The organism is Achromobacter aloeverae (assembly GCF_004121055.1).
Taxonomy (GTDB): domain Bacteria; phylum Pseudomonadota; class Gammaproteobacteria; order Burkholderiales; family Burkholderiaceae_B; genus Bordetella_C; species Bordetella_C aloeverae.
The window spans coordinates 48,982-73,888 of record NZ_PYAL01000003.1 but is presented as its reverse complement, the minus strand read 5'-3'; the positions used below and the strand labels follow the sequence as shown (position 1 = coordinate 73,888).

The following is a 24,907-nucleotide window of genomic DNA, read 5'->3' as shown; positions in this document are numbered from 1 at the left end:
TCAGGAGGCAGCGGAAGTGGCGGCGGCAACCGTGCCGCCGGGAATCAGGCGATGCGCCAGCCGTACCGACGGCGGCGTTTCACCCTGCAAGCAGGCCAGCAGGCTGGCGCAGGCGCGCGTGCCGATGTCGTGGCTGGGTTGTTCGATGGTGGTCAGGGGCGGCACCATGAGGCCCGCGAACGTCATGCCGTCGAACCCGCACACGGAAATGTCGGCCGGCACGGACAAGCCCAGTCCGCGCAGGGACGAAATCACGGAAGCCGCGAGCAGATCGTTGGAGCAGAACAGCGCGGTCGGGGCCTGGCGCGTGCCCAGCAGGCCACGCAGTTGCCCGCTGTCGGCTTCGGTATGCGAGGCCATGGGCAGGTGCACGACTTCCTGCAGCCCCAGCTTGCGCGCCTGGCCGCGGGCGCCCGCCAGGCGGCGTCGCGCGCGGTCGGACGCGGTCAACGGGCCGCTGACCATGGCGATGCGGCGGTGGCCGCGCGCGGCCAGCAGGCTGACCATTTCGCTGGCGGCGGCGGCGTTGTCGACCGAGACGAAGGGATGCGTGGCGGATTCGTTGTAGGCCAGCACATAGGGCAGCGCCTGCCCGGCCAGCATGCGCAGCGTGGCGCTGCGCGCGGCATTGCCCACCGTCAGGATGAGCCCCTCCACCTGGTGGTCGATCAGGCTTTGCACCGCCTCGGCCTCGGTGGCGGGCGTATAGCTGCTCGACGCCACCATGACGCTGTAGCCATGCGCATGAGCATATTGCTCGGCGCCCTCGAAGCATTCCGCGAAAACGGGGTTGCGCAGCGTGGGCAGCACCAGGCCCAGGGTACGGGTGCTGCCGGACCGCAGGCTGCTGCCGACGCGATTGGGGCGGAAGCCATGCTGGCCCGCCACTTCCCTGATGCGTTGCAAGGTCTCCGGTTTCAACAGATCGGGCCGATTGAAGGCCCGCGACACCGTGGCGGGAGAAACGCCGGCATCGTGGGCGATATCGATGATCGAGAGACGTTGCGAGGTTTTGTGCGGCACGCCGGATATCCGTGTCTGGAGGCTGGCTTGAAAACGTTTTCAACCTTCCGGCACTTTATGGGCCGCATATGACAGTGGCATTGCAGATGCATGCGGTACGCTACACGGGGACGGCCGCCCGCCGGGACGGCACGAACCGCGGCCGTACTGGACCGGCGCGCTGGCCGGCACCGCCTGTGCAGCGCAACATTCCGCTTTGGGGGAATACACGGATTCGGTGAGCGGGCAGGACTGGCACAATGGTTGCTGTGAAGAAAAAGATCATCGGCAGCCCATTGCTCGCCCGTCCACGCACGGACCGGCAGGTGGATCTGTTTTTGGGGAAGTTTTTGTATGGCTATCGTTCTTAATCGCTTGAGCGCACTGGAGGCCGCTCGCCTGTTGCAACGCCGTGAATTGACCGCCGCGCAACTGCTGCGCGCGTGCTTTGCACGCATCGAGCAACGCGAGCATGCGGTCCACGCATGGGCGGCCTTGAACAAGGACGCGGCCCTGGCCCAGGCCGAGGCGCTCGACCGCGGATCGATACGCGGACCGCTGCACGGCCTGCCCTTCGGCGTCAAGGACCTGATGGACACGAGCGACCTGCCGACCACCTATGGCTCGTCGATCTACAAAGGCCACCAGCCCGACGCCGACGCCGCCGTGGTGGCGCTGTGCCGCGAGGCCGGCGCCCTGGTGGCGGGCAAGACGGTCACCACGGAATTCGCCACCTACAAGACCCCGCCCACCCGCAATCCCGTCGACCCCGCCTACACGCCCGGCGGCTCATCGAGCGGCTCGGCCGCGGCGGTGGCCGATTTCATGGTGCCTTTCGCACTGGGCACGCAGACCGCCGCGTCCATCGTGCGGCCTGCCGCCTATTGCGGCGTGGTGGGCTTCAAGCCGACGTTCGGTACGGTGCCGCGCACAGGCGTGAAGCCGCTTGCCGACTCCCTGGACACCGTGGGCTGCTTCGCGCGGACCGTGCCGGACGCCGGCCTGGTGGCCTCGGTGCTGATGAGCGATCCCGGCCTGCGGAAGCTGGACTATGCCGGCAAGCCGCGCATCGGCATGTACCGCACCCTGCAATGGCGCCACACGCTGCCGGAAACCCGGGAAGCCTATGCGCACGCCGCCGACGTGCTGGCGCGCGCCGGCGCCGCGGTGCGGGACGTGGAGCTGCCGCCGGACTACTGCTCCCTGGTGCAGTTGCAGTCCGACGTCATGGCGTACGAGGCCTGCCAGGCGCTGGCGCGGGAACGCGCCGAATTCGCGGGGCAAATGAGCACGCGCCTGCTGGACTTGCTGGACGCCGGCGCCGGCATCACGGCGCAGGCGCACCAGGCCAATCTCGCGCTCATGGCGGAGCGCTATGCGCGCGCCGAGGGCTGGTTCGAGGAATTCGATGTCCTGTTGACGCCCAGCGCGCCGGGCGAAGCGCCCCTGGCCGACCTGGGCACGGGCGATCCGCTGTTCGGCCGCGTCTGGACGCTGTTCGGCGTGCCGTGCCTGCATCTGCCCTTCGCGCAAGGACCGCATGGGCTCCCGATCGGCCTGCAAGCCATAGGCAGGCGGGGCGACGACCACAAGACACTGGCCATCGGGGCCTGGATCCACGAACGGCTGACGCGTTGATGCGCCATTGCACCGCGGCGCCAGCCTGTCGGGCCGCCGGGGGTGCCACCGGGGGCGCCGCCGTTCAATACCCTACCGTCAAGCCGGGCAGGTCGACCGTAATGCGCGGCTTGCCCAGGGCCAGGGCGGTCTGGCGCGCATAGTCGTCCGCGCGCGACTGGTCGCTGGACAACACGGCATACCCCAGGGCGTCGGCCACGCCCATGATCTTGTCCAGCAGCAGGACCTTGCCGCTGGGCCGCAAGGGTTCGCAGCCCAGGGCCGTCCAGGTTTGCTCGAACCACTCCCGCGCCTGGGTCGCCAGCGCCGGGGTGGGATCCACATGGACCGTGAGGTCCAAGGTCTGGCGGGCGGTAAAGATCAGCGTCAGGTCGCAGCGCATGGGAAATCCCCGTGTGATGTTGTTGTAGCGAGTGGTGGTGGCGTAGCGATAGGGGGTGTTGTAGCGATAGGGCGCGGCGCTCCGGTCGTGGTCGCGGCCGGATTCACCAGGGCGACGCCGCCTCCCAGGACAGCGTGGCGCCCTTGGCCAGGGATTTTTTCATCAGGTCCAGCAGGGGGAAGGCGCGCTGCTGCAAGCCCACGGGCTTGGAGACGGGGTGGACGGGGGGTTTATCGTCGTCGTCGTCTTCTTCCTTGACCGCGGGCGCCTGCGCGATGGCTTTCTCGATGCCGTCTATGGCCGCCTGTAGCTGTTCCGGCGTGAAGACGCCCCGTTCGGGGACTTGTTCGGGGAAGGATTTGCCGGCGGCGCGCAGCAGGGGTCCGGCATGCTCGGACAACATCAGGACTTCCGCGCCGGCTTTAGAGCGAAACGTGATCAGCATGGCATTTCCAAAGAGGGCCGCGCCCCGCGCGGCGGTTGGTCAACACTACCCCAAAGCACGCGCTCACGACAACCGCCGCGCGCGGGAACACCCGTCGACCCCTATCGCCCCCCTGACCTCTCCCCGACAACCATCGGGGGCATAGCGGAGCCGGCTCCACCGGCCGCCCCTATAGCCCCGCCCGCGCCCCTGCGACAACCATCGGGGACACCGCGGATCCGGGTCCCCCGGTCCGCTGGTGTCGCCCCTTGAGGGGAGCCGCGCGCAGCGCGGCTGGGGTGGGCCCTTCTCGGGTGGGCCTTTCCCCTCCTCCTGTTATCATCCACGTACCCAGGAAAGGGGCCCCCGGCACGTCCTGTTCCAGCCGATGGCGATCTGTCCCCGAGGATCGCGCGCGCCGTCCGCCACGGCCTGTCGCCGGCTTGCAGGCCAGGCCGCCGCCGCGGCTGGGAATCCGTGCCTGCCGCCCTTCTTTCGATATTTTTCATTCTTTCCGAGTCCCCATGCTCCCCGAGCAACAACAACAGCTTGTCTCCCTGATCCAATCCGCCGTCGCCGGCCTGCTGCCCGACGTACAGCCCACTATCCTGCTGGAACGTCCCAAGGTCGCGGCGCACGGGGACGTGGCGACCAACGTCGCCATGCAGGTGGCCAAGCCGGCGCGGCGCAATCCGCGCGAACTGGCCCAGGCCATCGTCGACGCCTTGCTGGCCAATCCGGCCGCGCGCGACCTGGTCGACAGCGCCGAGGTGGCCGGTCCCGGCTTCATCAACCTGCGCTACACCGCCGCCGCGCGCCAGGCCGTGCTGGCCGCCGTCGCCGCCCAGGGCGCGGACTATGGCCGCGCGCCGCGCAACGGCGAAAAAGTGCTGGTCGAATTCGTGTCCGCCAATCCCACCGGCCCGCTGCACGTGGGCCACGCCCGCCAGGCTGCCCTGGGCGACGCCATCTGCCGCCTGTACGACGCCAGCGGGCACGATGTGCTGCGCGAGTTCTACTACAACGACGCCGGCAACCAGATCCAGAACCTGGCCATCAGCGTGCAGGCGCGCGCCCGCGGCATCGGTCCGGAAGACGCCAGCTATCCGGCCGACGGCTACAAGGGCGACTACATCGCCGATATCGCGCGCGACTACGTGAGCGGCAAGCCCGTCCGCGCCAGCGACGGCGCCGAGACGATAGGCTCGGGCCAGCTCGATGACCTCGACGATATCCGCCGCTATGCGGTGGCCTACCTGCGCCGCGAACAGGACCTGGACTTGCAGGCCTTCGACCTGAAGTTCGACAACTACTTCCTGGAAAGCTCGCTCTACACGAGCGGGCGCGTCGAGCAGACCGTGCAGAAGCTGGTCGCCGCCGGCCATACCTATGAACAGGATGGCGCGCTGTGGCTACGCACCACCGAACTGGGCACCGGCGACGACAAGGACCGCGTCATGCGCAAGAGCGAAGGGGGCTACACCTACTTCGTTCCGGACGTGGCCTATCACGTCACCAAGTGGGAGCGCGGCTACCACCGCGCCGTCAATATCCAGGGCAGCGATCACCATGGCACCGTCGCGCGCGTGCGCGCCGGCCTGCAGGCCCTGGAGATCGGCATCCCCAAGGACTACCCGGCCTACGTGCTGCACAAGATGGTCAAGGTGATGCGCGGCGGCGAGGAGGTCAAGATTTCCAAGCGGGCCGGCAGCTACGTCACCATGCGCGACCTGATCGACTGGGTCGGCCGCGATGCCGTGCGCTACTTCCTGATCCAGCGCCGCGCCGACACCGAGTTCGTGTTCGACGTCGACCTGGCGCTGTCGCAAAGCGACGAGAACCCGGTCTACTACATCCAGTACGCCCATGCGCGCATCTGCTCGATGGTGGCGCAATCCGGCGAAAGCGCCGAGACCATCGCCCAGGCCGATCCGGCGCTCCTCGCCGCGCCGTCCGAATTCGCCCTGATGCAGCGCCTGGCTGAACTGCCCCAGGTAGTCAAGCTGGCCGCGCAAGAGCTGGCGCCGCATCACATCGCCTTCTGGCTGCGCGATTGCGCGTCCGATTTCCACGCCTGGTACAACGCCGAGCGCGTGCTGGTCGACGACGTGAACCTCAAGCGCGCCCGCTTGCGCCTTGCCGCGACCACGCGCCAGGTGTTGGCCAATGGCCTGGCCCTGCTGGGCGTTTCCGCGCCCGAGCGCATGTAGACCCAGATGGCGACCAAACGCAAACCCGCCGCCAAGCGCAAGTCCGAACGCGGCAGCACCTTGTACGGCATCCTTGCCGGGTTGTTGATCGGCCTGGTGGTGGCCGCGGGCGTGGCCTTCTACGTCACTCGCGCGCCGGTGCCTTTCGTCGACCGCGCCACCCGCGAAGCGGACCAGAAGCCCCTGCCGGACGCGCGCACCGCGCCCGATCCCAATGTGGGGCTGTACGGACGCGACGGTCCCGCTGGCCCGGCACCCAGCGGGCCCACCGCCACGCCCCCCGCGCCGGTGCCGGGCGCGCAGGCGAATGCGCCGCAGACCGCGCCGTCCGGCCCGCAAAAGCCGGACGACCTGGGCGCCTTGATCGCCACGCTGCCGTCCAACGACACCCTGGCCGCGCGCGGCGCGGCGGAGAAACCGGCTGAAAAGGCGCGCGAGAAAGCACCGGAGAAACCCGCGGCCAAGCCGCCGGTGGCGGTGGCCAGCAATGCGCCCACGGCCGCCAAGGACGCGAAAGACGGCAAGGGCACCTATTACCTGCAGGCCGGCGCCTATCGCAGCGCGGACGAAGCGGAAGCCATGAAGGCGCGCATCATCCTGCTGGGGCTGCCCGTGGCCGTGCAGCGCGCCGAGGTCAACGGCAAGGCCCTGAACCGCGTGCGGGTCGGCCCTTTCAACCGGCTCGACGACATGAATCGCGCGCGTGCGCGCCTGGGCGAAAGCAAGATCGAAGTCGCGGTCATGCGCCAATAGGCGCCCCTGGCCCCTTGCGACGGGGGTCAGGAACTCCGGCCGTGATTCCTGGTCTCTTAGCTCACACCCTTTCTTGGCTGATTCAACCTTCCTGCTGATTCAACTCCCCGGAATCCCACTGACATGACCAAATTGCTCACCCGCCTGCTGGCAGCCACCGCTCTCGCGGCCACCACGCTGTTCGCGCCCCTCAGCCATGCCCAGGGCAGCCAGGCCTACGTGCAGGTCAACCCGCCGCTGCCGTCGGACACGCCGGGGAAGATCGAAGTCCTCGAGTTCTTCGCCTATAGCTGCCCGCACTGCAACGCCATGGAACCCATGGTGCTGGAATGGGCCAAGAAGGCGCCGCCCGACGTGGTGCTCAAGCAGGTGCCGGTGGCGTTCAACGCCGCCATGAAGCCGATGCAGCAGCTGTACTACACGCTGGAGGCGCTGGGCCGCTCCGACTTGCATCCCAAGTTCTTCGCCGCGCTGCACGTGGACCACAAACGCCTGTTCGACAAGAAGGCGATCGGCGACTGGGCGGCCGAGCAGGGCCTGGATCGCGCCAAGTTCGACTCGGTGTTCGATTCGTTCACGGTGCAGACCGAAGTGCAGCGCGCCAATCAGCTGGCCGAGGCCTACCACATCGACGGCACGCCCTCGTTCGGCGTGGGCGGCAAGTTCCTGACGTCGCCGGTGCTGGCCGGCAACAGCTATGAAGGCGCGCTCGCCGAAGTCGACAAGCTGATTCCCATGGCTAGATAGGTCCCCCCCCTACCGCGCGGAGCGCGGCCCCCCAGGGGGGCGACACCAGCGGACCGGGGGACCCGGATCCGCGGTGTCCCCGATCTTGGCGGAGTCCTTAAGATAGGTCTATCCCTAGCACGCTACGCGCGTCGCCCCTCAAGGAGCGACACCAACGGACCGGAAGGAAAGCCCACCCCAGCCGCGCTGCGCACGGCTCCCCTCAAGGGGCGACACCAGCGGACCGGGGGACCCGGATCCGCGGTGTCCCCGGTCGGGGCGGAGTTCTTAAGAACAAGATGAAGAAGGCGGAGGCGCATTTGGGTGCGCCTCCGCTTTTGTTTTTGGAGCTCGGGAGGCTATACGCCGGTGGCTTCGATTTTCGCGGCGTCGAGGGCTTGCGCCAGGTCGGCGATGATGTCCTCCGGCGCTTCCAGGCCGATGTGCAGACGCACGAGCGCGGTGTTGTCCTGGTCCCAATAGCGGTGCGCCTTCAGCGTCCCCGCATCCACCAGTTGCACGAGGCTTTCGTAGCCGCCCCACGAGAAGCCGATGCCGAAAAGCTGCAAGGCGTCGACGAACCGGCGCGCCTGGGCCGGCGCCAGGTTCAGCGCGACCGCCAACATGCCGTTCGAACCGGTGCAGTCGCGCTGCCACAAGGCATGGCCGGCATCCGAAGGCCAGGCCGGATGATAGATGCGCGCGACTTCCGGACGCGCCTGCAGCCAGGTGCATACCTGCATCGCATGCCGCGCATGCTGCGCCATGCGCACCGGCAACGTGCGCACGCCACGCAGGGCCAGCCAGGCGTCGTCGGCGCTGATGGAATAGCCCATGGCGTACTGGGTCTTGTTCAGGCGCATGCCGATGTCCGCATCGTTGGTCACCACCGCGCCCAGCATCAGGTCGGAATGGCCGCCCACATACTTGGTACCGGCCACCACCGATACTTGCGCCCCCAGCTTCAAGGGCTGGTAGATGTAGCCCGACCCCCAGGTGTTGTCCACCGCCAGCACCAGCTTGTGGCGCTGCGCCTGGCGCGCCAGGGCGGGTATGTCCAACATTTCGAACAGCAGCGAGCCGGGCGACTCCACGTACAGCAGCTTCGTATTGGGCCGCACCAGGCCGTCGATTTCCTCGCGATTGGGCGAGAAATACGTAATTTCCATCCCCATGCGCCGCAGCACTTCCTGGTCGAGCAGGCGCACGGGACCATAGACGTTGTCCGATACCAGCGCGTGGTCGCCCGCCGACAGGAAAGCCATGAACGTCAGCGTAATGGCGGATAGACCCGAAGACGCCAGATAGGCCTGCTCGCCCCCTTCAAGGCGCTTGAACGCATCTTCCAACGCGATGTGCGTATCCATGCCCATGCGGCCATAGGTGACGGCGCGCTCGCCACGGCCCTTGCGCCGCTGCGCATCTTCCAGGGCCGAGAGGTCGCGGAACCGCACCGTGCTGGTACGCATGGAAGGCAGGGCGACAGGCGCGGAGCCGGTATCCGGATCGAAGTCAGCGGTGCCGACGTGTTGCAACAACGTTTCGAGATGCTTGGAAGACGAGGAGGCCATGGCGTTTCAGGTAGCGTTTTCGTAAGCGATGCGAAGAGGACCAGGGGTCGATCGAGTGCCTATAGTACCCACATTCCCGTACCCACATTCCCGTACCCACATTCCCGTACCCAGCTTCCCGTACCCCATATCCCTGTACCCCAGATCCCCGTACCCCGCCATCCCGGCCGCAAGAAGCGGCGGTCGCCACGGACGGGCCCGCGCGTGGTGTCCCATCCTGCCCATCCGCGGCTATCATCACGGCACCATGCCCGATACCCATACCCTGCTCAGTTTCTTCGGCATCGCGGTGCTGCTCGCGCTTACGCCCGGCCCCGACAATCTTTTCGTCCTGATGCAATCCGCGCTGTGGGGCCGCCGCGCCGGCCTGCTGGTCGTGCTGGGACTCTGCACCGGGCTGGTCGGCCATACCGCCGCGGTAGCCGCGGGACTGGCGGCGCTGCTGGCGGCATGGCCAGCCGCGCTGCTGGCCCTGCGGCTATGCGGGGCGGCCTACCTGCTGTATCTCGCCTGGCAGATCCTGCGCGCGCTGCTCCGCCCGGCGGCGGCCGAAGCCGGGACGGCCGGCACCGCGTCCGAAGGGCAGGCGGCCACGCGCACGGGAGCGCCGCCGGACGCGGGCGCGCTGTATCGGCGCGGCATCATCATGAACCTCACCAACCCCAAGGTGGTCCTGTTCTTCCTGGCTTTCCTGCCGCAATTCACCGCGCCCCAGGCCGGGCCCGCCGCGCCGCAGGTCATTGTCCTGGGCGTGCTGTTCATGCTGGCCACGCTGCTCGTGTTCAGCGCCATCGCGATCTGCTCGGGCGCCGCCGGCGCCGTGCTGCAGCGTTCGCCCACGGCGCGGCGCGCCCTGGATATTTGCGCGGGCGTGGTGTTCGTGGGATTGGCGCTGCGGCTGGCCGTCAGCCGGTGATCAACGGTCGATGGCCCGGAAGCGCACGATGCCGTCGTCATCGTGCCGGCGCGACAGCTTGCCCTGGAAATACAGCATGTGCAGATGCGCCAGCGCCTCGCCCATCGCGAAGGTCATCTGGTGCAGGTCCAGCGGACGCTTGAACATGATGGGCACGATGTCCGCCGTGCTGCGCGGCTGCTGGGCGCACGCTTGCAGGACTTCGGCCAGGCGTTCCGCATGATGGCGCCGCTGCTGGGCGATGCGCTCATGCAACCCCTTGAAAGGGCGGCCATGCGAAGGCAGGACCAGGGTGTCCTCCGGCACGTCGGCATAGCCGTCGAGGGAATCCAGGTAACGCTTCAAAGGGTCCGATTCGGGCTCGTAGTCGAACACGCTGACGTTGGTTGAAATACGCGGCAGCACCATATCGCCCGAAATGACCACGCCGGCCTGCGCGCAGTGGAAGGACGCGTGCTCCGGCGCGTGGCCATAACCGACGATCACGCGCCAGTCGCGGCCGCCGATGCGCAACAGGTCGCCATGCATGATGCGGACGAAGCGGTCCGGCACCGCCGGCACCAGGGTCGGGTAATAGCGCGCGCGCTCGCGCAGCTTGTCCAGCGATGCGGGATCGGTCATGCCGTGCCGCGAAAAATGCGCCACCGCCGCGTCGCCGCCGGCGCCCGATCCGCCCGACCGGTGCGAGCGCGTCCACAGGCAGGCCAGGGCGTAATCCGTCATCGTCATCCACAAGGGCGCGTTCCAGCGCTGGCACAGCCAGTCGGCGAGGCCAAGGTGGTCGGGGTGCATGTGCGTGACCACCACGCGCAGGACGGGCAGGCCATCCAGCGCATGCTCGAACACCTGCTCCCACAAGGCCTTGACGTCATCCCGGCTGACGCCGCAATCGACCACCGTCCAGCCCGCGCGCCCGTCGACCTCGTCGCGCAGCAGCCACAGGTTGATGTGGTCCAGCGCGAACGGCAGGGGCATCCGTATCCAGCGCACGCCCTCGGCGACCTCGATTGCCTGGCCAGGGTTGGGCAAGGCATCGCCCCAGGGATAGGTCAACTTGTGCTCATCGGGATTCATGCCCGCGCTCTCCACGTCAAAAGTCTTGTTTTTCGCGCAACGCCGCAACGCAACATGCCGCTGTCCGCTGCGGACCCACGGCGGGCCGTGCTTGACGTCCTCCTCGGCCCATCATAAGTTACGTTTACGTAAGCTGCCAAATGCCCATGACCACATCCTGGACCATCTCGGAACTTGCGCGCGAGTTCGACATCACGCCGCGCACCATCCGTTTCTATGAAGACCAAGGCATCGTCAGCCCTGCCCGCGACGGCCGCAACCGCGTCTACAACGCGCGCGACCGCGCCCGCCTGAAACTGGCCCTGCGCGGCAAACGCCTGGGACTGCTGCTCGCTGAGATACGGTCGCTCATCGATATGTACGATGGTCCGGGCGACACCGCGCCGCAGTTGCGCGAGTACCTGAACATCCTGCAACGCCACCGCGAACAGCTGGAAGGCCAGCGGCGCGATATCGAAGACACGCTGACCGAAATCGCGGCGCAGGAGAAGGCCTGCCGCGAACTGCTGGACGCCCGGGCCTGACGCCTGGGCCGACCGCCATCAAGCAAGCGTATGCCGCCTGCCTTGCGCGCTATTGATATTACGTTTACGTAAACGTAATATAAGCACCGCAGCATTGCAGCCGTCCATGGCGTGGCGCATCATGCCAGCCAGGCAGACCAGGCTGTTGATAACAGCGATAACAACCGTCGCGCAGCGCGACGCCGTCCCGCGGGCCGCGGGGTCACAGCGCCACACGGCCGCGTAACGGATATTCCGGAGACAGACACATGGATCTTCCTGGTTTGAATTTCGATCTGGGCGCCGACCTGGACATGCTGCGCGATACCCTGCGCCATTTCGCGCGGACGGAAATCGCGCCGCGCGCGGCGGAGATCGACCGCAGCGATCAATTCCCCATGGACTTGTGGCGCAAGTTCGGCGACCTGGGCGTGCTGGGCATGACGGTGTCCGAGGAGTACGGCGGCACCGCGATGGGCTACCTGGCCCACATGATCGCCATGGAGGAAATCTCGCGCGCCAGCGCGTCGGTGGGCCTGTCCTATGGCGCGCATTCCAACCTGTGCGTCAACCAGATCCACCGCAACGGCACGGATGCGCAGAAAGCCCGCTACCTGCCCAAGCTGATTTCCGGCGAATACATCGGCGCCCTGGCGATGAGCGAGCCCGGGGCCGGCTCCGATGTGGTCAGCATGCGCCTGCGCGCCGAGAAGAAGGGCGACCGCTATGTCCTGAATGGCAGCAAGATGTGGATCACCAACGGCCCTGACGCCGACGCGCTGGTGGTCTACGCCAAGACGGACCCGCAGGCGCACCAGCGCGGCATCACCGCCTTCCTGGTGGAAAAGCACTTCCCGGGCTTCTCCGTGGCGCAAAAGCTGGACAAGCTGGGCATGCGCGGCAGCCATACCGGCGAACTGGTGTTCCAGGATTGCGAAGTGCCGGCGGAAAACGTGCTGGGCGAAGTCAACGGCGGCGTCAAGGTGCTGATGAGCGGCCTGGACTACGAACGCGCGGTGCTGGCGGGCGGCCCCCTGGGCATCATGCAGGCGGTCATGGACGTGGTCGTTCCCTATATCCACGACCGCAAGCAGTTCGGCCAGCCCATCGGCGAATTCCAGCTGATCCAGGGCAAGGTGGCCGACCTGTACACCACGCTGCAGGCCAGCCGCGCCTTCTGCTACGCCGTCGGCCGCAACCTGGACCGCCTGGGCGCCAGCCACGTGCGCCAGGTGCGCAAGGATTGCGCGGCCCTCATCCTCTATACCGCCGAAAAGGCCACCTGGATGGCCGGGGAAAGCGTGCAGATCCTGGGCGGCAACGGCTACATCAACGAATTCCCCACTGGCCGGTTATGGCGCGATGCGAAACTATATGAAATCGGCGCCGGCACCAGCGAAATCCGCCGCATGCTGATCGGCCGCGAACTGTTCAACGAAACCGCTTAAGTCAGGAGTCCATCATGTCCGATCCCGTCGTCATCGTATCCGTCGCCCGCACCCCCATGGGCGGCATGCTGGGCAGCCTGTCCGGCCTGGCCGCGCATGAACTCGGCGCGGCGACCATCAAGGCCGCCGTCGAACGCGCGGGCATCAAGCCCGAGCAGGTCGACGAAGTCATCATGGGCAACGTGCTGCAAGCCGGCCAGGGCCAGGCGCCGGCGCGCCAGGCCGCGCTGGGCGCCGGCCTGCCCAAGAACGTGGCCTGCTCCACCATCCACAAGGTATGCGGCTCGGGGCTGAAGGCCGCGATGCTGGGCCATGACCTGCTGCTGGCCGGATCGGCCGATGTCATCGTGGCGGGCGGGCAGGAAAGCATGAGCAACGCGCCCTACCTGATGCTCAAGGGGCGGCAGGGCTACCGCTACGGACATTCGACCGTCTACGATCACATGGCGCTGGACGGCCTGGAAGACGCCTATCAAAAGGGCACGGCCATGGGCGTGTTCGCGGAGCAATGCGCCGGCAAGTATGAATTCACGCGCGAGCAGCAGGACGCTTTCTCCACCGAATCGCTGCGCCGCGCCCGCGCCGCCTCCGAGGACGGCACCTTCAAGTGGGAAATCACTCCGGTCACCGTGGCCGGCCGCAAGGGCGACACCGTGATCGACACCGACGAGGCGCCGACCAAGGCCATGCCGGAGAAGATCCCCACGCTCAAGCCGGCCTTCAAGAAGGACGGCACCGTCACGGCCGCCACGTCCGCGTCGATCTCCGACGGCGCCGCCGCCCTGGTGCTGATGCGCGCCTCAACCGCCGAGAAACTGGGCTTGAAGCCGCTGGCGCGCATCGTCGCCCACGCGCAGCACTCGCAGGAGCCGGAATGGTTCACCACCGCGCCCGTGGGCGCGCTGCGCAACCTGTTCAAGAAGACCGGCTGGAAGGCGTCCGACGTCGACCTGTATGAAATCAACGAAGCCTTCGCCGTGGTCACCATGGCCGCGATGAAGGAATTCGACCTGCCCCACGACAAGGTCAACGTGCATGGGGGCGCCACGGCGCTGGGCCATCCCATCGGCGCGTCGGGCGCACGCCTGGTCACCACGCTGATCGGTGCGCTGCGCAAACATGGCGGCAAGCGCGGCGTGGCGTCGCTGTGCATCGGCGGCGGCGAGGCCGTGGCCATGGCCATCGAAATGGTGTGACGCCGTGGCGGCGGCCACGGCCACGGCCGATGCCGCCGCTGCGGCGCGTCCCGCCGATCCGCGCCGGGATGCGCCGCCGCGTCCAACGACGCATGGGTCGTTCCAAGATCCGGACACGTACGCAAGGCGTGCCGGGGCAAGTCATGCTCAAGTCACGCTCAAGTCACGCGCAAATCCTGCGCAAGTGCGTTCATGTCACGCTCGAATCAAGCTCAAGGGGCCCCAGCCACCATGCCCATCATCGAATCGCGCATCAATCCCCGCTCGCAGGAATACACCGACAACGCCGCCGCCATGCGCGCGCAGCTGGAGGCGGTGCGCGAGCACATGGCACGCACGGCCGAGGGCGGCGGCGAGCAGGCGCGCGCGAGGCATGTCGCGCGCGGCAAACTGCTGCCGCGCGAGCGTGTCGAACAATTGCTCGATCCCGGCACGCCCTTCCTGGAACTTTCGCCGCTGGCGGCGCATGGCATGTATGACGGCGAGGCGCCAGGCGCCGGGCTGATCACCGGCATCGGCCGCATTTCCGGCACCGAATGCGTCATCGTCTGCAACGATGCCACGGTCAAGGGCGGGACCTATTACCCCATGACGGTGAAGAAGCACCTGCGCGCGCAGGAGATCGCCGCGCAGAACCGCCTGCCCTGCATCTACCTGGTCGATTCCGGCGGCGCCAACCTGCCGCGCCAGGACGACGTCTTTCCCGACCGCGACCACTTCGGCCGCATCTTCTACAACCAGGCGCAAATGTCCGCGCAAGGTATCGCGCAAATCGCCGTGGTCATGGGCTCGTGCACGGCCGGCGGCGCCTATGTGCCCGCCATGAGCGACGAGTCCATCATCGTGCGCGACCAGGGCACCATCTTCCTGGGGGGCCCGCCCCTGGTGAAGGCGGCGACCGGCGAAGAGGTCAGCGCGGAAGACCTGGGCGGCGGCGACGTCCATACCCGCCTGTCGGGCGTGGCGGACCATCTGGCCAACAACGACCACCATGCCTTGCGCCTGGCCCGCGACGCGGTGGCTCGGCTGAACAGGCGCAAGCAGCCGGACATTGCCTTGGCGCCGGCGCTGCCCCCGCGCCACGACCCCGCGGAACTGGACGGCATCATCCCCGCCGACACCCGCAAGCCCTATGATGTGCGTGAGGTCATCGCGCGCATCGTCGACGATTCCGCCTTCGACGAATTCAAGGCACGCTTCGGCGCCACGTTGGTCACCGGCTTTGCCCACATCCATGGCATGCCCGTGGGCATCGTCGCCAACAACGGCATCCTGTTTTCCGAATCCGCGCAGAAAGGCGCGCACTTCATCGAACTGTGCGCGCAGCGCAAGATCCCGCTGGTCTTCCTGCAGAACATCACCGGCTTCATGGTGGGGCGCAAGTACGAGAACGAAGGCATCGCGCGCCACGGCGCCAAGATGGTCACCGCGGTCGCTACCGCCGCCGTGCCGAAGTTCACGGTGCTGATCGGCGGTTCCTTCGGCGCCGGCAACTATGGCATGTGCGGACGCGCCTTTTCGCCGCGCCTGCTGTTCACGTGGCCCAACGCGCGCATCTCCGTGATGGGCGGCGAGCAGGCCGCCAGCGTGCTGGCCACGGTCAAGCGCGATGGCATCCAGGCGCGCGGCGGCGCGTGGCCCGCGGCCGAGGAAGAAGCCTTCAAGGCGCCCATCCGCGCCCAGTACGAGAAGGAAGGACACCCCTTGCACGCCACCGCGCGGCTGTGGGACGACGGCATCATCGCTCCATCGGACACGCGCCGCGTCCTGGCCCTGGGGCTGTCGGCGGCCCTGAACGCGCCAACCGAGGACACCCGCTTCGGCGTGTTCCGGATGTAGTTTCCAACCCGCACGATTCCGCGCCCCCGCACAGGAGCCCGCATGTTCTCGACCCTGCTCATCGCCAATCGCGGCGAAATCGCCTGCCGCATCGCCGCCACGGCGCGCCGGCTGGGCATACGCACGGTGGCGGTCTATTCCGATGCCGACGCCCACGCCCGTCACGTGGCGGCTTGCGACCAGGCCGTCCGCATCGGGGAGCCCGAGCCGCGCGCCAGCTATCTGCGCGGCGACGCCATCCTGCAGGCGGCCCTGGATACCGGCGCGCAAGCCATTCACCCCGGCTATGGCTTTCTCTCCGAGAACGCCGACTTCGCGCGCAAGGCGGCGCAGGCCGGCCTGGTCTTCGTCGGGCCGCCACCCGACGCCATCGCCGCCATGGGCAGCAAGTCGGCGGCGAAAGCGCTGATGGAAAAGGCCGGCGTACCGCTGGTGCCCGGCTACCACGGCGACAACCAGGACGCGGACTTCCTGCACAAGCAGGCCGACGCCATCGGCTATCCGGTATTGATCAAGGCCAGCGCGGGCGGCGGCGGCAAGGGCATGCGCGTCGTGGAAAAATCGGCCTCGTTCGCCGAGGCGCTGGCATCGTGCCGGCGCGAGGCCGCCGCCAGCTTCGGTGACGACCGCGTGCTGATCGAGCGCTATCTGCAAAGGCCGCGCCATATCGAAATCCAGGTCTTCGCCGATACCCAGGGGCAATGCGTTTACCTGTTCGAGCGCGATTGCTCGGTGCAGCGTCGCCACCAGAAGGTCATCGAGGAAGCGCCCGCGCCCGGCATGACGCCGCGACGCCGCGCCGAGATGGGCGCCGCCGCGGTCGCCGCCGCGCGCGCGGTGGGTTACGTGGGCGCCGGCACCGTGGAGTTCATCGCGGAACCCGACGGGCGCTTCTATTTCATGGAAATGAACACGCGGCTGCAGGTCGAGCATCCTGTGACGGAAGCCATTACCGGCCAGGACCTGGTCGAATGGCAGTTGCGCGTGGCGGCGGGCGCGCCGCTGCCGGCGCGGCAGGAAGACCTGGTCATCCAGGGCCACGCCATCGAGGCGCGCCTGTATGCGGAGAATCCGGACAACGGCTTCCTGCCTTCCATCGGCACCCTGGCGCACCTGGCCCTGCCTACCCATGCGGCCTTCACGCGCGGGGACGTGCGGGTCGATGGCGGCGTGCGGGCGGGCGACGCCATCACGCCCTATTACGACCCGATGATCGCCAAGCTCATCGTGCACGGCGCGGACCGGGACGAGGCGCGGGCGCGCATGATCCAGGCGCTGGCGCAGACGCGCGTGGTGGGCGTGCATACCAATGCCGCCTTTCTCGGCCGGTTGATGCGCGACGAGGCATTCGCCGCGGCGGACCTCGATACGGGACTGATCGAGCGCCGCCGCGCCACCTTGCTGCCGCCGCCGTCGGCCGCGCCGGTGGCCGCGCTGGCGCTGGCCAGCGCCGCCCTGCTGACACAGGAGGCCATCGCCGCCGCCCACACCGCGCCCGATCCCTGGGCGGCCACCGACGGGTGGCGCGTCGCCGGCAGCTACGGTCGCACGCTGGTATGGGGCGACGGCGATGCGTCGCGCCACGTGTGCCTGGCACGGACGGATGCGGGCTGGACCCTGGCCGAACTGGCCGCTGCTGTCCCCAGCCCCACTGGTCGCGCAAGCGATGCGGCTGCGGGATCGAGCGCATCGGATCCCGCCGATGGCACGCCGGCCGGACCGGACCCAGCGCCGAAACAGGGCGCGCAGGCCTTTGCCTGGCACGGCAAGGGCGCACGCGTGCGCATCCAGCTGGGCGGCCGCGACTGCACCGGCGATGTGCTGCTGGAAGGGGAGTTCGCCTACGTCTTCCTGGACGGCGCCACGTATGTCCTGGCGCGCCAGGACCCGCTGGCCCATGCCGGCGACGAGGCAGGCGAGCACGCCGGCGACATGAGCGCGCCCATGCCTGGCAAGATCATTGCCATACACGTCGCCGCGGGCGACAAGGTCGAGAAAGGCCAGCCCTTGCTGGTCATGGAAGCGATGAAGATGGAGCACACCATCACCGCCGGCGCCGACGGCACCGTGGCGGAGATCTTCCATGCCATCGGCGACCAGGTAACCGAAGGCGCCGTGCTCATCGCACTGGAGTAGAAGCCCGCCCCATACGCGGGCTTCCTTTATCGCAGGCACCGCGGTTGATCGCAGACACCGCGGATCCAGGCCCCCCGCCCGCCGACGCCCCCCTCGAGATTCCCCCCCTTAAGAACCAATCGGGAAAGCCGCGGAGCCGGCTTTGCCGGTCCGCCAGCTTTGCCCCCTTGGGGGGCCCGCGTAAGCGGGTAGGGGGGGGCCGCTACCAGCCTCTACCGGATGGAAGTGATGATGCCGTCCAGCGTCTTCAGCATGCTCTCGATTTCCTGCTCCGTGACGTTCAGCGCGGGCATGAAGCGCAGCAGGTTGCCGCGCGGGGCGTTCAGCAGCAGGCCCTCGGGGTTCAGCTTGCGGGCCGCGTCGACAATGGCGGGACCGTCGTCGCGGTCCATCACCAGCGCGCGCAGCAGGCCGGCGCCACGCTCGCCGCGCATGCCCCACTTCGCGGACAGCGCCAGCAAGCCTTCGGACAGCTGGCGGCCACGGGCCTGCACGGTATCCAGGAAGCCCGGCGCGGCCAGCGCGTCGAACACCGCCACGCCCACCGCCGTCATCAGCGGGTTGCCGTTGTACGTCCCGCCTTGTTCCCCATGGGAGAACACGCTGACATCCTGGCGCGCCAGCAGGGCAGCCAGCGGCACGCCGCCGCCGATGCCCTTGCCCAGCGTCATGATGTCCGGCGTGATGCCGGCCTGCTGGTAGGCGTACATCGTGCCGGTACGGCCCATGCCGGTCTGCACCTCATCCACGATCAGCAGGATGCCGTGCTCGTCGGCCAGCTTGCGCAGGCCTTGCAGGAATTCCTTGGTCGCGGGGATGACGCCGCCCTCGCCCTGGATGGGTTCCAGCATGACGGCGACCGTCTGCGCGTCGATCAGCTTGCGCACGGAATCCAGGTCGTTCAGGTCGGCCTTGGGGAAACCGTCCACCTGCGGCGCGAACATCTTGTCCCAGCCCGGCTTGCCCGACGCCGACATGGTGGCAATGGTGCGGCCATGGAAGCTGTGGTCCATGGTGATGATCTTGTAGGCGCCGTTGCGGTTCACGCGGCCCCATTTGCGCGCCAGCTTGATGGCGCCTTCGTTGGCCTCGGCGCCGCTGTTGGCGAAGAACACGCGGTCGAACACCGACGATTGCGTCAGGCGCTTGGCCAGCTGCAGCGACGGCTCGTTGAAATACGCCGGCGACGGGTTCATCAGCTTGCTGCCTTGCTCGTTCAAGGCGCGGATCATTTCCGGAGCGCTGTGGCCCAGGCAGTTCACGGCCCAACCCTGAATGAAATCCAGATATCGCTTGCCAGTATTGTCCTCCAGCCAGGAACCTTGACCGCGCACGAACACCAGGTCCGGGCGGGAAGTGATTTCCATAAGGGTGTTGACGTCGTACTGGTTGAAGTCCATGGCGTTTCCAGAGGGGGAAGGACACGCCGCCGGGCACGCCGGCGGGCAAAAGGGTAAATTTAGCACCCTGGGATGACAGCTTTCGCCAAAAGCGGCCGCTTTCGTCAAAACCCTGAGAGAAAAACACCCAGAACGGCGACAAAGTCGCCTCCACGAGACACTGGGCCCCCGCAGCGTTCCCTGAATTTCCTGAGCCTTAGATCTCGATCATGTTCAAAAAACTCATCGCCGGCGCCACGCTGGCCGCGGCCGCCTTCGCGGCGCATGCCGAATATCCCGACCACGCCATCCGGCTGATCGTTCCCTTCCCGCCGGGACAGGCAACCGACATCTTTGCCCGTGCGCTGGCGGAAAAACTGGGTGAACAGCTCAAGCAGACCATCATCGTGGACAACCGCGCCGGCGCCGGCAGCAACATCGGCATGGCGCAGGCGGCCCGGTCGGCCCCGGACGGCTACACCCTGGTCATCGCCGGCAGCGCCGCGGCGGTCAACCAGACCTTGTACAAGAAGCTGGACTACAGCCTGGCGGACGACTTCGCGCCCGTTTCCGGCGTGTTCTCGGTTCCCCTGATGTTCCTGGCCAACCCCCAGTCCGGCATCACCAGCATGCAGGACCTGGTCGCCAAGGCGCGCGCCAAGCCGGGCGCCCTGGCCTACGCCAGCGCCGGCATCGGCGGCACGCAGCACCTGTCCGCCGAACTGTTCAAGGCGGCCGCCAAGGTCGACATCCGCCATATCCCCTACAAGGGCAGCGGCCCGGCCCAGGCGGACTTCCTGGGCAACCAGGTTCCGTTGATGGTGGACTCGGTGACCGCGGGCCTGCCGCACGTCAAGAGCGGCAAGGCCGTCGCCCTGGCCGTCACCACCGCCAAGCGCCTGCCGCAGCTGCCTGATGTCCCGACGGTCGCCGAAACCGGCTATCCCAATTTCGAGGCCATCGGCTGGGCCGCCATCCTGGCGCCCAAGGGCACGCCGGCGCCCATCGTCGCCGAACTCAACAAGCGCATCCAGGGCGTGCTCAACAGCGACGGCATGACGCAGTTCCTGCGCGATCGCGGCGCCGAGCCCATGCCCATGAGCCCCACCGAGACGGGCGCCTTCATCGCCACTGAAGTGAAGAAATGGGGCGAGGCCGTGCGCGTTTCCGGCGCCCAGGTCGATTGAGCGGGCCGCTGCGTATGTCTTCCAAGCCCTTCATCGCCCCGGGCGCGCGCATCATGGCCTGGTGCGAGGCGCTGGCCACGCACACCGACCAGCCCGGCAACCTTACCTGCGCGTACATGACCCCGGCCCACCGCGCGGTGGCCGGGCAACTGGACGCCTGGATGCGGGAGGCCGGTTTCGACGACGTCCGCCACGATCACGTCGGCAACGTGATCGGCCTTTATCGGGCCGACCGCAATACGGACAAGCCGGCGCTGGTCTGCACCGGCAGCCATTACGACACCGTGCGCGACGGCGGCAAGTATGACGGCCGCCTTGGCATACTCCTGCCCATGGCCATCGTTGCCGACCTGCACGCCCATGGCCGCCGCCTGCCTTACGACCTGGAAGTCGTCGCGTTCGCCGAGGAAGAAGGCTTGCGCTTCGGCAGCACGTTCCTGGGATCGTCCGCCTACATCGGCCGCTTCGACAACAGCGTCCTGGACAGGACCGACGCCGCCGGCATTTCCATGCGCGCCGCCATCGAGGCGGTCGGCCTGGACCCGGCGCGGGCGGGCGACAGCGCCACGGACGTCGGCCGCATCCGGCATTACTTCGAAGTGCACATCGAACAGGGGCCCGTGCTGCTCGACCGCGGCCTGCCGCTGGGCATCGTCACCGCGATCAATGGCGGCGTCCGCCGGGTCCTCACGCTGACCGGCGTGGCCAGCCATGCGGGCACCACGCCCATGGACATGCGCCGCGATGCCGCCTGCGCGGCCGCCGAGATCATTCTCTACGTCGAACAGCGCTGCGCCAGCGTCGCGGGCGTGGTGGGCACGGTCGGCACCCTGCAGGTCCCCAACGGTTCGGTCAATGTGGTCCCCGGGGCCTGCCGCCTGTCGCTGGACCTTCGTGCGCCTGAAGACGGCATGCGCGATGCCGCCCTGGCGGACATCGAGGCCCGTATCGCGGAAATCTGCCAGCGCCGCGGCGTGCGTTGCGACACCGAGGAAGTCATGCGCAAGACGGCCTGCGCCTGCGCGCCGGACGAACGCGCCCTGTGGGCCAAGGCCATGGCGGCGCACGGGGCCCCCGTCTTCGAGCTGCCCTCGGGCGCCGGCCATGACGCCATGATGGTCGGCCAAGCCACATCGATGAGCATGCTGTTCGTCCGTTGCGGCAATGGCGGCATCAGCCACAACCCGCTGGAAACCATTACCGTCGAAGACGCCCAGCTGGCGGCCCAGGTGACCGAAACCTTTCTTCGGGAACTCGCGGCCGCGGCATGACGCGGCCGGGGCGGCGGACGCCCCTCGCACGCCTGCCCCCGGCGCAGGGCGCGCCGGACTTCACGCCGTCGCAAGCGGTCGCTACCGGCGCGTATGCATCACGCCGCCAACAAGTCCGCCAAGGTCAGGGCCACGACCTTGGTGGCCTTGAGCAGGTCATTCAACCGCAGGTTCTCGTCCGTGTTGTGCCCGCGCGCTTCCATGAGCGTGCGGGGACCGGCGCCGTACAGCACCGTGGGCACGCCATGATGCGTGTAATGCCGCGCATCGGTGTACAGCGGCACGCCGTGCACCGGAATGTCGCCGCCCACGATCGCCCGCGCGTGCCGGCGCAGCGGTTCGACCAGCCGCTCCGACCCCGGCAGCGGCACCAGCGGTTCTGCCTGCATGATGCGCCGCACGGTGGCCGTGGCGCCCGGGCGTTGCGCCACGGCGGCCTCCACCAGCTCGCGCAGCTCGCCTTCCGCATCGAAGCCAGCCTCTTCGGGAATCATGCGGCGGTCGATGCGCAAGGTCACGCGGTCCGGCACGACATTGGTATTGATGCCGCCCTCGATCAACCCGACGTTCAGCGTCGGGCTGCCGATGCCCGGCGTCGCCGATTTGCGCTGCGCCAGCGTCGCGCGGAAAGCATAGAGCGCGTGCAGCACGTGCGTGGCGGCCTCCAGCGCATCGACGCCGGTATCGGGCATCGCGGCGTGCGCCTGCTGCCCCCGCACCGTGACTTCCACGTGCAGGCAGCCGTTATGCGCCGACGTGATGCCGTAGGCGAAGCCCGCCGAGATCGCATAGTCCGGCTTGCAATAGCCCCCTTCCAGCAAGTAGCGCGGACCGATTTCCCCACCCGCTTCTTCATCGAAGGTCAGGTGCAGTTCCACCGCGCCACGCAGCGGCGCTCCCTTGCGCTGTGCCTCCAGCAGCGCGAGCAGGGCCCACGTATACGTCGCGAAATCCGACTTCGATACCGCCACGCCGCGGCCATACATCACGGGGCCGTGCTGCGGGTCCTGCACGATGTCGCCGCCGTAGGGATCATGGGTCCAGCCCTGTCCGGGCGGCACCACGTCGCCATGCGCGTTCAACGCAATGACCGGACCGCCCGCGCCAAAACGCTTGCGCACGACCAAGTTGGTCACCGACACCATGCCGTTGGCGCGTACCTGCGCTTCGGGCACCGGCAGCGCCTGCACATCGAGGCCCAATGCGGCCAGCAGTTCTTCCGCGCGGCGACCTAGCGGGGCGCAATCGCCCGCGGGGTTGTCGGACGGCACGCGCACGATCTGGCGCAGGAATTCGACCTGGGCGGCATGCCCTTGGTCGATGAAGGACAACAGCGTGGAAGAAGTGTCGATGTTCATAGGGAGGAGAGGAAGGCGGCCGGTCGGCGCGGTGAAGCGGGGGGCGGATCATGGGCCCGTAACCACGGGTCTGAATCACGGTTCTGAATCGGGTCCTGAACCAGGGTTCTAAATGACTTTAGTGCATGTAATTTTTGTATGCAATATCGCCATGCAGGATTTGTGGGTAGACTTGCAACGCACGCTGAAGACACCGGCCATGAAACCAGAGACCACTGCCACCGCGGACATGAACGGCGAGGACATCGCCGCCGACATCGCCCGCGCCATCACGACACACCACCTGCCGCCCGGCACCCGATTGCGGGAAGAAGCGCTGGCGCGCGCCTATGGCGTCAGCCGCACGAAGATACGCGCGGCCTTGCTCATGCTGGCCAAGGACAAGCTGATCACCACTGTCCCCGACAAAGGCGCTTTCGTCAGCAAGCCGACCGCCGAGGAGGCCCGCGACATCTTCGCGGTGCGCCGCATCCTGGAAGCGGCCATGGTGCGCGAGTTCATGGCGCGCGCCACGCCGGCGGACTATCGCCGCATCGAGAGGCACTTGAAGGAGGAACGCCAGGCGGCGTCCCGCGAGGACGTCCGCCTGCGCAACACGCTGCTGGCCGATTTCCACCTGCTGCTGGCCGAGGTCGCCGGCAATGCGGTGCTCACGGAAATGCTCCGTGAACTGTCCGCGCGCAGCTCGGTCATCACCGCGTTCTACCAATCCAGCCTGGACGCGGTCTGCTCCTCCGACCAGCATCGCGAATTCCTGCGCGCCGCGCGCGAGGGCGACGTGGAACGCGCGTGCGCGCTCATGGTGAAGCACCTGGACCATGTCGAACATGCACTGGACTTCGCCAGGGATTCCCACCCGCCAGGCGGGCTGGTCGCCGCACTCCTGACCTGACGCGGCATCGTTCGCCGCACCGCGGCGGTGCGCAATGCCTCATGGTGGTGCGCCAGCAGGGCCGCCTTGCCTGAGCCCGGCAGGAATGTTCCCCGGGCGCCGGGCCATTCTCGTCCCGGCAAACGATGGCACGCATATTGCATGGATGATTTTGTATACCGTTCTGGTGTGCAAATCGTCCTCAAACTGCCATGCAGGGGAACTCCGAATGAACCGTCGTCAACTGCTGCTGGCGCTGTGCGCCGCCGCCTCCCTGGCCGGCGTGCCGGCCACCCACGCCGATACCCTGGCCGACATCATGAAAAGCGGCAGCCTGCGCGTCGCCGTGCCGCAGGATTTCCCGCCATTCGGTTCCGTGGGCCCGGACCTCAAGCCCGTCGGCTACGACATCGACACCGCCAAGCTCATCGCCAGCCGCCTGGGCGTGACGGTGGAACTGGTGCCGGTCACCAGCGCCAACCGGATCGCGTACCTGCAGACCAACAAGGTCGACCTGGTGATCTCCAGCATGGGCAAGAACGCGGAGCGCGAAAAAGTCATCGACTTCACCGACGCCTATGCGCCCTTCTTCAACGGCGTATTCGGTCCCGCCAGCGTCAAGGTCGCCAAGGCCGCCGACCTGTCGGGCAAGACCATAGGCGTCACGCGCGGCGCGGTGGAGGATATCGAACTGAGCAAGATCGCTCCTGGCGACGCCACCATCAAGCGTTATGAAGACAACAACGGCACCATCAGCGCCTTTCTCTCCAACCAGGTGCAGTTGATTGCCACGGGCAACGTCGTGGCGGCCGCCATCCTGGCCAGGAATCCCCCGAAGAAGCCCGAGACCAAGTTCCTCATCAAGGACTCTCCCTGCTACATCGGCCTGAACAAAGGCGAGTCGTCGCTGCAAGCCAAGGTCAATGCCATCCTCGCCGACGCGAAAAAGGACGGCGCGCTGAACACCATCTCCAGGAAATGGCTGGGTAGCGACCTGCCGGCGGGCCTGTAGTCGGCGACCTG

General features: G+C 67.6%; 21 protein-coding genes. 14 read left to right on the top strand and 7 right to left on the bottom strand.

Annotated elements, in window-relative coordinates; genetic code table 11:
- Entirely contained in the window at positions 1-1,023 is a 1,023-nt protein-coding gene (locus tag C7R54_RS11350; protein WP_129150562.1) for a LacI family DNA-binding transcriptional regulator, read from the bottom strand.
- A 333-nt stretch (positions 1,024-1,356) separates the two neighbouring features.
- On the opposite strand from C7R54_RS11350, the gene C7R54_RS11345 reads away from it, so the two are divergent.
- Positions 1,357-2,640, top strand: a complete 1,284-nt coding sequence (locus C7R54_RS11345; protein WP_129150561.1) for an amidase — start codon at positions 1,357-1,359, stop codon at positions 2,638-2,640.
- 64 nt (positions 2,641-2,704) lie between these two features.
- Here the strand turns inward: C7R54_RS11345 and C7R54_RS11340 are convergent, their stop codons facing one another.
- Both C7R54_RS11340 and C7R54_RS11335 read right to left on the bottom strand, forming a co-directional pair.
- Positions 2,705-3,022 (bottom strand): hypothetical protein, encoded by a 318-nt coding sequence (locus C7R54_RS11340; protein WP_129150560.1) that lies wholly within the window; start codon positions 3,020-3,022, stop codon positions 2,705-2,707.
- A gap of 103 nt (positions 3,023-3,125) precedes the next feature.
- Positions 3,126-3,467, bottom strand: coding sequence for a DUF1840 domain-containing protein (locus C7R54_RS11335; RefSeq protein ID WP_129150559.1), 342 nt, complete (start codon positions 3,465-3,467; stop codon positions 3,126-3,128).
- 503 nt (positions 3,468-3,970) lie between these two features.
- On the opposite strand from C7R54_RS11335, the gene argS reads away from it, so the two are divergent.
- From argS to C7R54_RS11320, 3 genes are all read left to right on the top strand, one after another.
- A complete protein-coding gene (gene argS / locus C7R54_RS11330) occupies positions 3,971-5,656 on the top strand; it encodes an arginine--tRNA ligase (RefSeq protein WP_129150558.1) in 1,686 nt (561 codons plus the stop codon).
- 6 nt (positions 5,657-5,662) lie between these two features.
- Positions 5,663-6,409 (top strand): SPOR domain-containing protein, encoded by a 747-nt coding sequence (locus C7R54_RS11325; protein WP_129150557.1) that lies wholly within the window; start codon positions 5,663-5,665, stop codon positions 6,407-6,409.
- Between the two features lie 123 nt (positions 6,410-6,532).
- Positions 6,533-7,156 carry a thiol:disulfide interchange protein DsbA/DsbL gene (locus tag C7R54_RS11320; RefSeq protein ID WP_129150556.1) on the top strand — a complete coding sequence of 208 codons (624 nt, stop codon included), beginning with the start codon at positions 6,533-6,535 and terminating at the stop codon, positions 7,154-7,156.
- Between the two features lie 338 nt (positions 7,157-7,494).
- Here the strand turns inward: C7R54_RS11320 and metC are convergent, their stop codons facing one another.
- Positions 7,495-8,706 carry a cystathionine beta-lyase gene (metC, locus tag C7R54_RS11315; RefSeq protein WP_129150555.1) on the bottom strand — a complete coding sequence of 404 codons (1,212 nt, stop codon included), beginning with the start codon at positions 8,704-8,706 and terminating at the stop codon, positions 7,495-7,497.
- 247 nt (positions 8,707-8,953) lie between these two features.
- Here metC and C7R54_RS11310 point away from each other — a divergent pair, with 247 nt between their 5' ends.
- Positions 8,954-9,622: a LysE family translocator gene (locus tag C7R54_RS11310; RefSeq protein WP_129150554.1), complete on the top strand. Its 669-nt coding sequence runs from the start codon at positions 8,954-8,956 to the stop codon at positions 9,620-9,622.
- Here C7R54_RS11310 and C7R54_RS11305 read toward each other — a convergent pair whose 3' ends face one another.
- Positions 9,623-10,696: an MBL fold metallo-hydrolase gene (locus C7R54_RS11305; protein ID WP_129150553.1), complete on the bottom strand. Its 1,074-nt coding sequence runs from the start codon at positions 10,694-10,696 to the stop codon at positions 9,623-9,625.
- A gap of 140 nt (positions 10,697-10,836) precedes the next feature.
- On the opposite strand from C7R54_RS11305, the gene C7R54_RS11300 reads away from it, so the two are divergent.
- The 5 genes from C7R54_RS11300 (at position 10,837) to C7R54_RS11280 (ending at position 17,818) form a co-directional block, all read left to right on the top strand.
- Entirely contained in the window at positions 10,837-11,220 is a 384-nt protein-coding gene (locus C7R54_RS11300) for a MerR family transcriptional regulator (protein ID WP_129150552.1), read from the top strand.
- A 248-nt stretch (positions 11,221-11,468) separates the two neighbouring features.
- Complete coding sequence (locus C7R54_RS11295; RefSeq protein WP_129150551.1) at positions 11,469-12,647, top strand: isovaleryl-CoA dehydrogenase; 1,179 nt, start codon at positions 11,469-11,471, stop codon at positions 12,645-12,647.
- Between the two features lie 14 nt (positions 12,648-12,661).
- Positions 12,662-13,843: an acetyl-CoA C-acetyltransferase gene (locus C7R54_RS11290; RefSeq protein WP_129150550.1), complete on the top strand. Its 1,182-nt coding sequence runs from the start codon at positions 12,662-12,664 to the stop codon at positions 13,841-13,843.
- 231 nt (positions 13,844-14,074) lie between these two features.
- Positions 14,075-15,682 (top strand): carboxyl transferase domain-containing protein, encoded by a 1,608-nt coding sequence (locus C7R54_RS11285; RefSeq protein WP_129150549.1) that lies wholly within the window; start codon positions 14,075-14,077, stop codon positions 15,680-15,682.
- A 42-nt stretch (positions 15,683-15,724) separates the two neighbouring features.
- A complete protein-coding gene (locus tag C7R54_RS11280; RefSeq protein ID WP_129150548.1) occupies positions 15,725-17,818 on the top strand; it encodes an acetyl/propionyl/methylcrotonyl-CoA carboxylase subunit alpha in 2,094 nt (697 codons plus the stop codon).
- Between the two features lie 212 nt (positions 17,819-18,030).
- On the opposite strand, the gene C7R54_RS11275 is transcribed toward C7R54_RS11280, so the two are convergent.
- Complete coding sequence (locus tag C7R54_RS11275) at positions 18,031-19,218, bottom strand: acetylornithine transaminase (RefSeq protein WP_129150547.1); 1,188 nt, start codon at positions 19,216-19,218, stop codon at positions 18,031-18,033.
- A gap of 209 nt (positions 19,219-19,427) precedes the next feature.
- On the opposite strand from C7R54_RS11275, the gene C7R54_RS11270 reads away from it, so the two are divergent.
- Both C7R54_RS11270 and C7R54_RS11265 read left to right on the top strand, forming a co-directional pair.
- The gene (locus C7R54_RS11270; protein WP_129150546.1) at positions 19,428-20,384 is read left to right on the top strand and encodes a tripartite tricarboxylate transporter substrate binding protein; all 957 of its coding nucleotides are present in this window, start codon (positions 19,428-19,430) and stop codon (positions 20,382-20,384) included.
- Positions 20,385-20,398: 14 nt separating this feature from the next.
- A complete protein-coding gene (locus tag C7R54_RS11265) occupies positions 20,399-21,655 on the top strand; it encodes an allantoate amidohydrolase (protein WP_129150545.1) in 1,257 nt (418 codons plus the stop codon).
- A 98-nt stretch (positions 21,656-21,753) separates the two neighbouring features.
- Here the strand turns inward: C7R54_RS11265 and C7R54_RS11260 are convergent, their stop codons facing one another.
- Positions 21,754-23,013 carry a M20/M25/M40 family metallo-hydrolase gene (locus tag C7R54_RS11260; RefSeq protein ID WP_129150544.1) on the bottom strand — a complete coding sequence of 420 codons (1,260 nt, stop codon included), beginning with the start codon at positions 23,011-23,013 and terminating at the stop codon, positions 21,754-21,756.
- A gap of 199 nt (positions 23,014-23,212) precedes the next feature.
- Here C7R54_RS11260 and C7R54_RS11255 point away from each other — a divergent pair, with 199 nt between their 5' ends.
- On the top strand, positions 23,213-23,905 hold the full coding sequence (locus tag C7R54_RS11255) for a GntR family transcriptional regulator (protein ID WP_240039488.1): 693 nt from the start codon (positions 23,213-23,215) through the stop codon (positions 23,903-23,905).
- Positions 23,906-24,113: 208 nt separating this feature from the next.
- Entirely contained in the window at positions 24,114-24,896 is a 783-nt protein-coding gene (locus tag C7R54_RS11250; protein WP_129150543.1) for a transporter substrate-binding domain-containing protein, read from the top strand.
- Positions 24,897-24,907: the final 11 nt, after the last annotated feature.

What these genes read in the sequence shown, in the direction of transcription:
- C7R54_RS11345 (WP_129150561.1), top strand. Translation starts at nt 1,357, where the DNA reads ATGGCTATCGTTCTTAATCGCTTGAGCGCACTGGAGGCCGCTCGCCTG.
- C7R54_RS11340 (WP_129150560.1), bottom strand. Translation starts at nt 3,022, where the DNA reads ATGCGCTGCGACCTGACGCTGATCTTTACCGCCCGCCAGACCTTGGAC.
- C7R54_RS11335 (WP_129150559.1), bottom strand. Translation starts at nt 3,467, where the DNA reads ATGCTGATCACGTTTCGCTCTAAAGCCGGCGCGGAAGTCCTGATGTTG.
- argS (WP_129150558.1), top strand. Translation starts at nt 3,971, where the DNA reads ATGCTCCCCGAGCAACAACAACAGCTTGTCTCCCTGATCCAATCCGCC.
- C7R54_RS11325 (WP_129150557.1), top strand. Translation starts at nt 5,663, where the DNA reads ATGGCGACCAAACGCAAACCCGCCGCCAAGCGCAAGTCCGAACGCGGC.
- C7R54_RS11320 (WP_129150556.1), top strand. Translation starts at nt 6,533, where the DNA reads ATGACCAAATTGCTCACCCGCCTGCTGGCAGCCACCGCTCTCGCGGCC.
- metC (WP_129150555.1), bottom strand. Translation starts at nt 8,706, where the DNA reads ATGGCCTCCTCGTCTTCCAAGCATCTCGAAACGTTGTTGCAACACGTC.
- C7R54_RS11310 (WP_129150554.1), top strand. Translation starts at nt 8,954, where the DNA reads ATGCCCGATACCCATACCCTGCTCAGTTTCTTCGGCATCGCGGTGCTG.
- C7R54_RS11305 (WP_129150553.1), bottom strand. Translation starts at nt 10,696, where the DNA reads ATGAATCCCGATGAGCACAAGTTGACCTATCCCTGGGGCGATGCCTTG.
- C7R54_RS11300 (WP_129150552.1), top strand. Translation starts at nt 10,837, where the DNA reads ATGCCCATGACCACATCCTGGACCATCTCGGAACTTGCGCGCGAGTTC.
- C7R54_RS11295 (WP_129150551.1), top strand. Translation starts at nt 11,469, where the DNA reads ATGGATCTTCCTGGTTTGAATTTCGATCTGGGCGCCGACCTGGACATG.
- C7R54_RS11290 (WP_129150550.1), top strand. Translation starts at nt 12,662, where the DNA reads ATGTCCGATCCCGTCGTCATCGTATCCGTCGCCCGCACCCCCATGGGC.
- C7R54_RS11285 (WP_129150549.1), top strand. Translation starts at nt 14,075, where the DNA reads ATGCCCATCATCGAATCGCGCATCAATCCCCGCTCGCAGGAATACACC.
- C7R54_RS11280 (WP_129150548.1), top strand. Translation starts at nt 15,725, where the DNA reads ATGTTCTCGACCCTGCTCATCGCCAATCGCGGCGAAATCGCCTGCCGC.
- C7R54_RS11275 (WP_129150547.1), bottom strand. Translation starts at nt 19,218, where the DNA reads ATGGACTTCAACCAGTACGACGTCAACACCCTTATGGAAATCACTTCC.
- C7R54_RS11270 (WP_129150546.1), top strand. Translation starts at nt 19,428, where the DNA reads ATGTTCAAAAAACTCATCGCCGGCGCCACGCTGGCCGCGGCCGCCTTC.
- C7R54_RS11265 (WP_129150545.1), top strand. Translation starts at nt 20,399, where the DNA reads ATGTCTTCCAAGCCCTTCATCGCCCCGGGCGCGCGCATCATGGCCTGG.
- C7R54_RS11260 (WP_129150544.1), bottom strand. Translation starts at nt 23,013, where the DNA reads ATGAACATCGACACTTCTTCCACGCTGTTGTCCTTCATCGACCAAGGG.
- C7R54_RS11255 (WP_240039488.1), top strand. Translation starts at nt 23,213, where the DNA reads ATGAAACCAGAGACCACTGCCACCGCGGACATGAACGGCGAGGACATC.
- C7R54_RS11250 (WP_129150543.1), top strand. Translation starts at nt 24,114, where the DNA reads ATGAACCGTCGTCAACTGCTGCTGGCGCTGTGCGCCGCCGCCTCCCTG.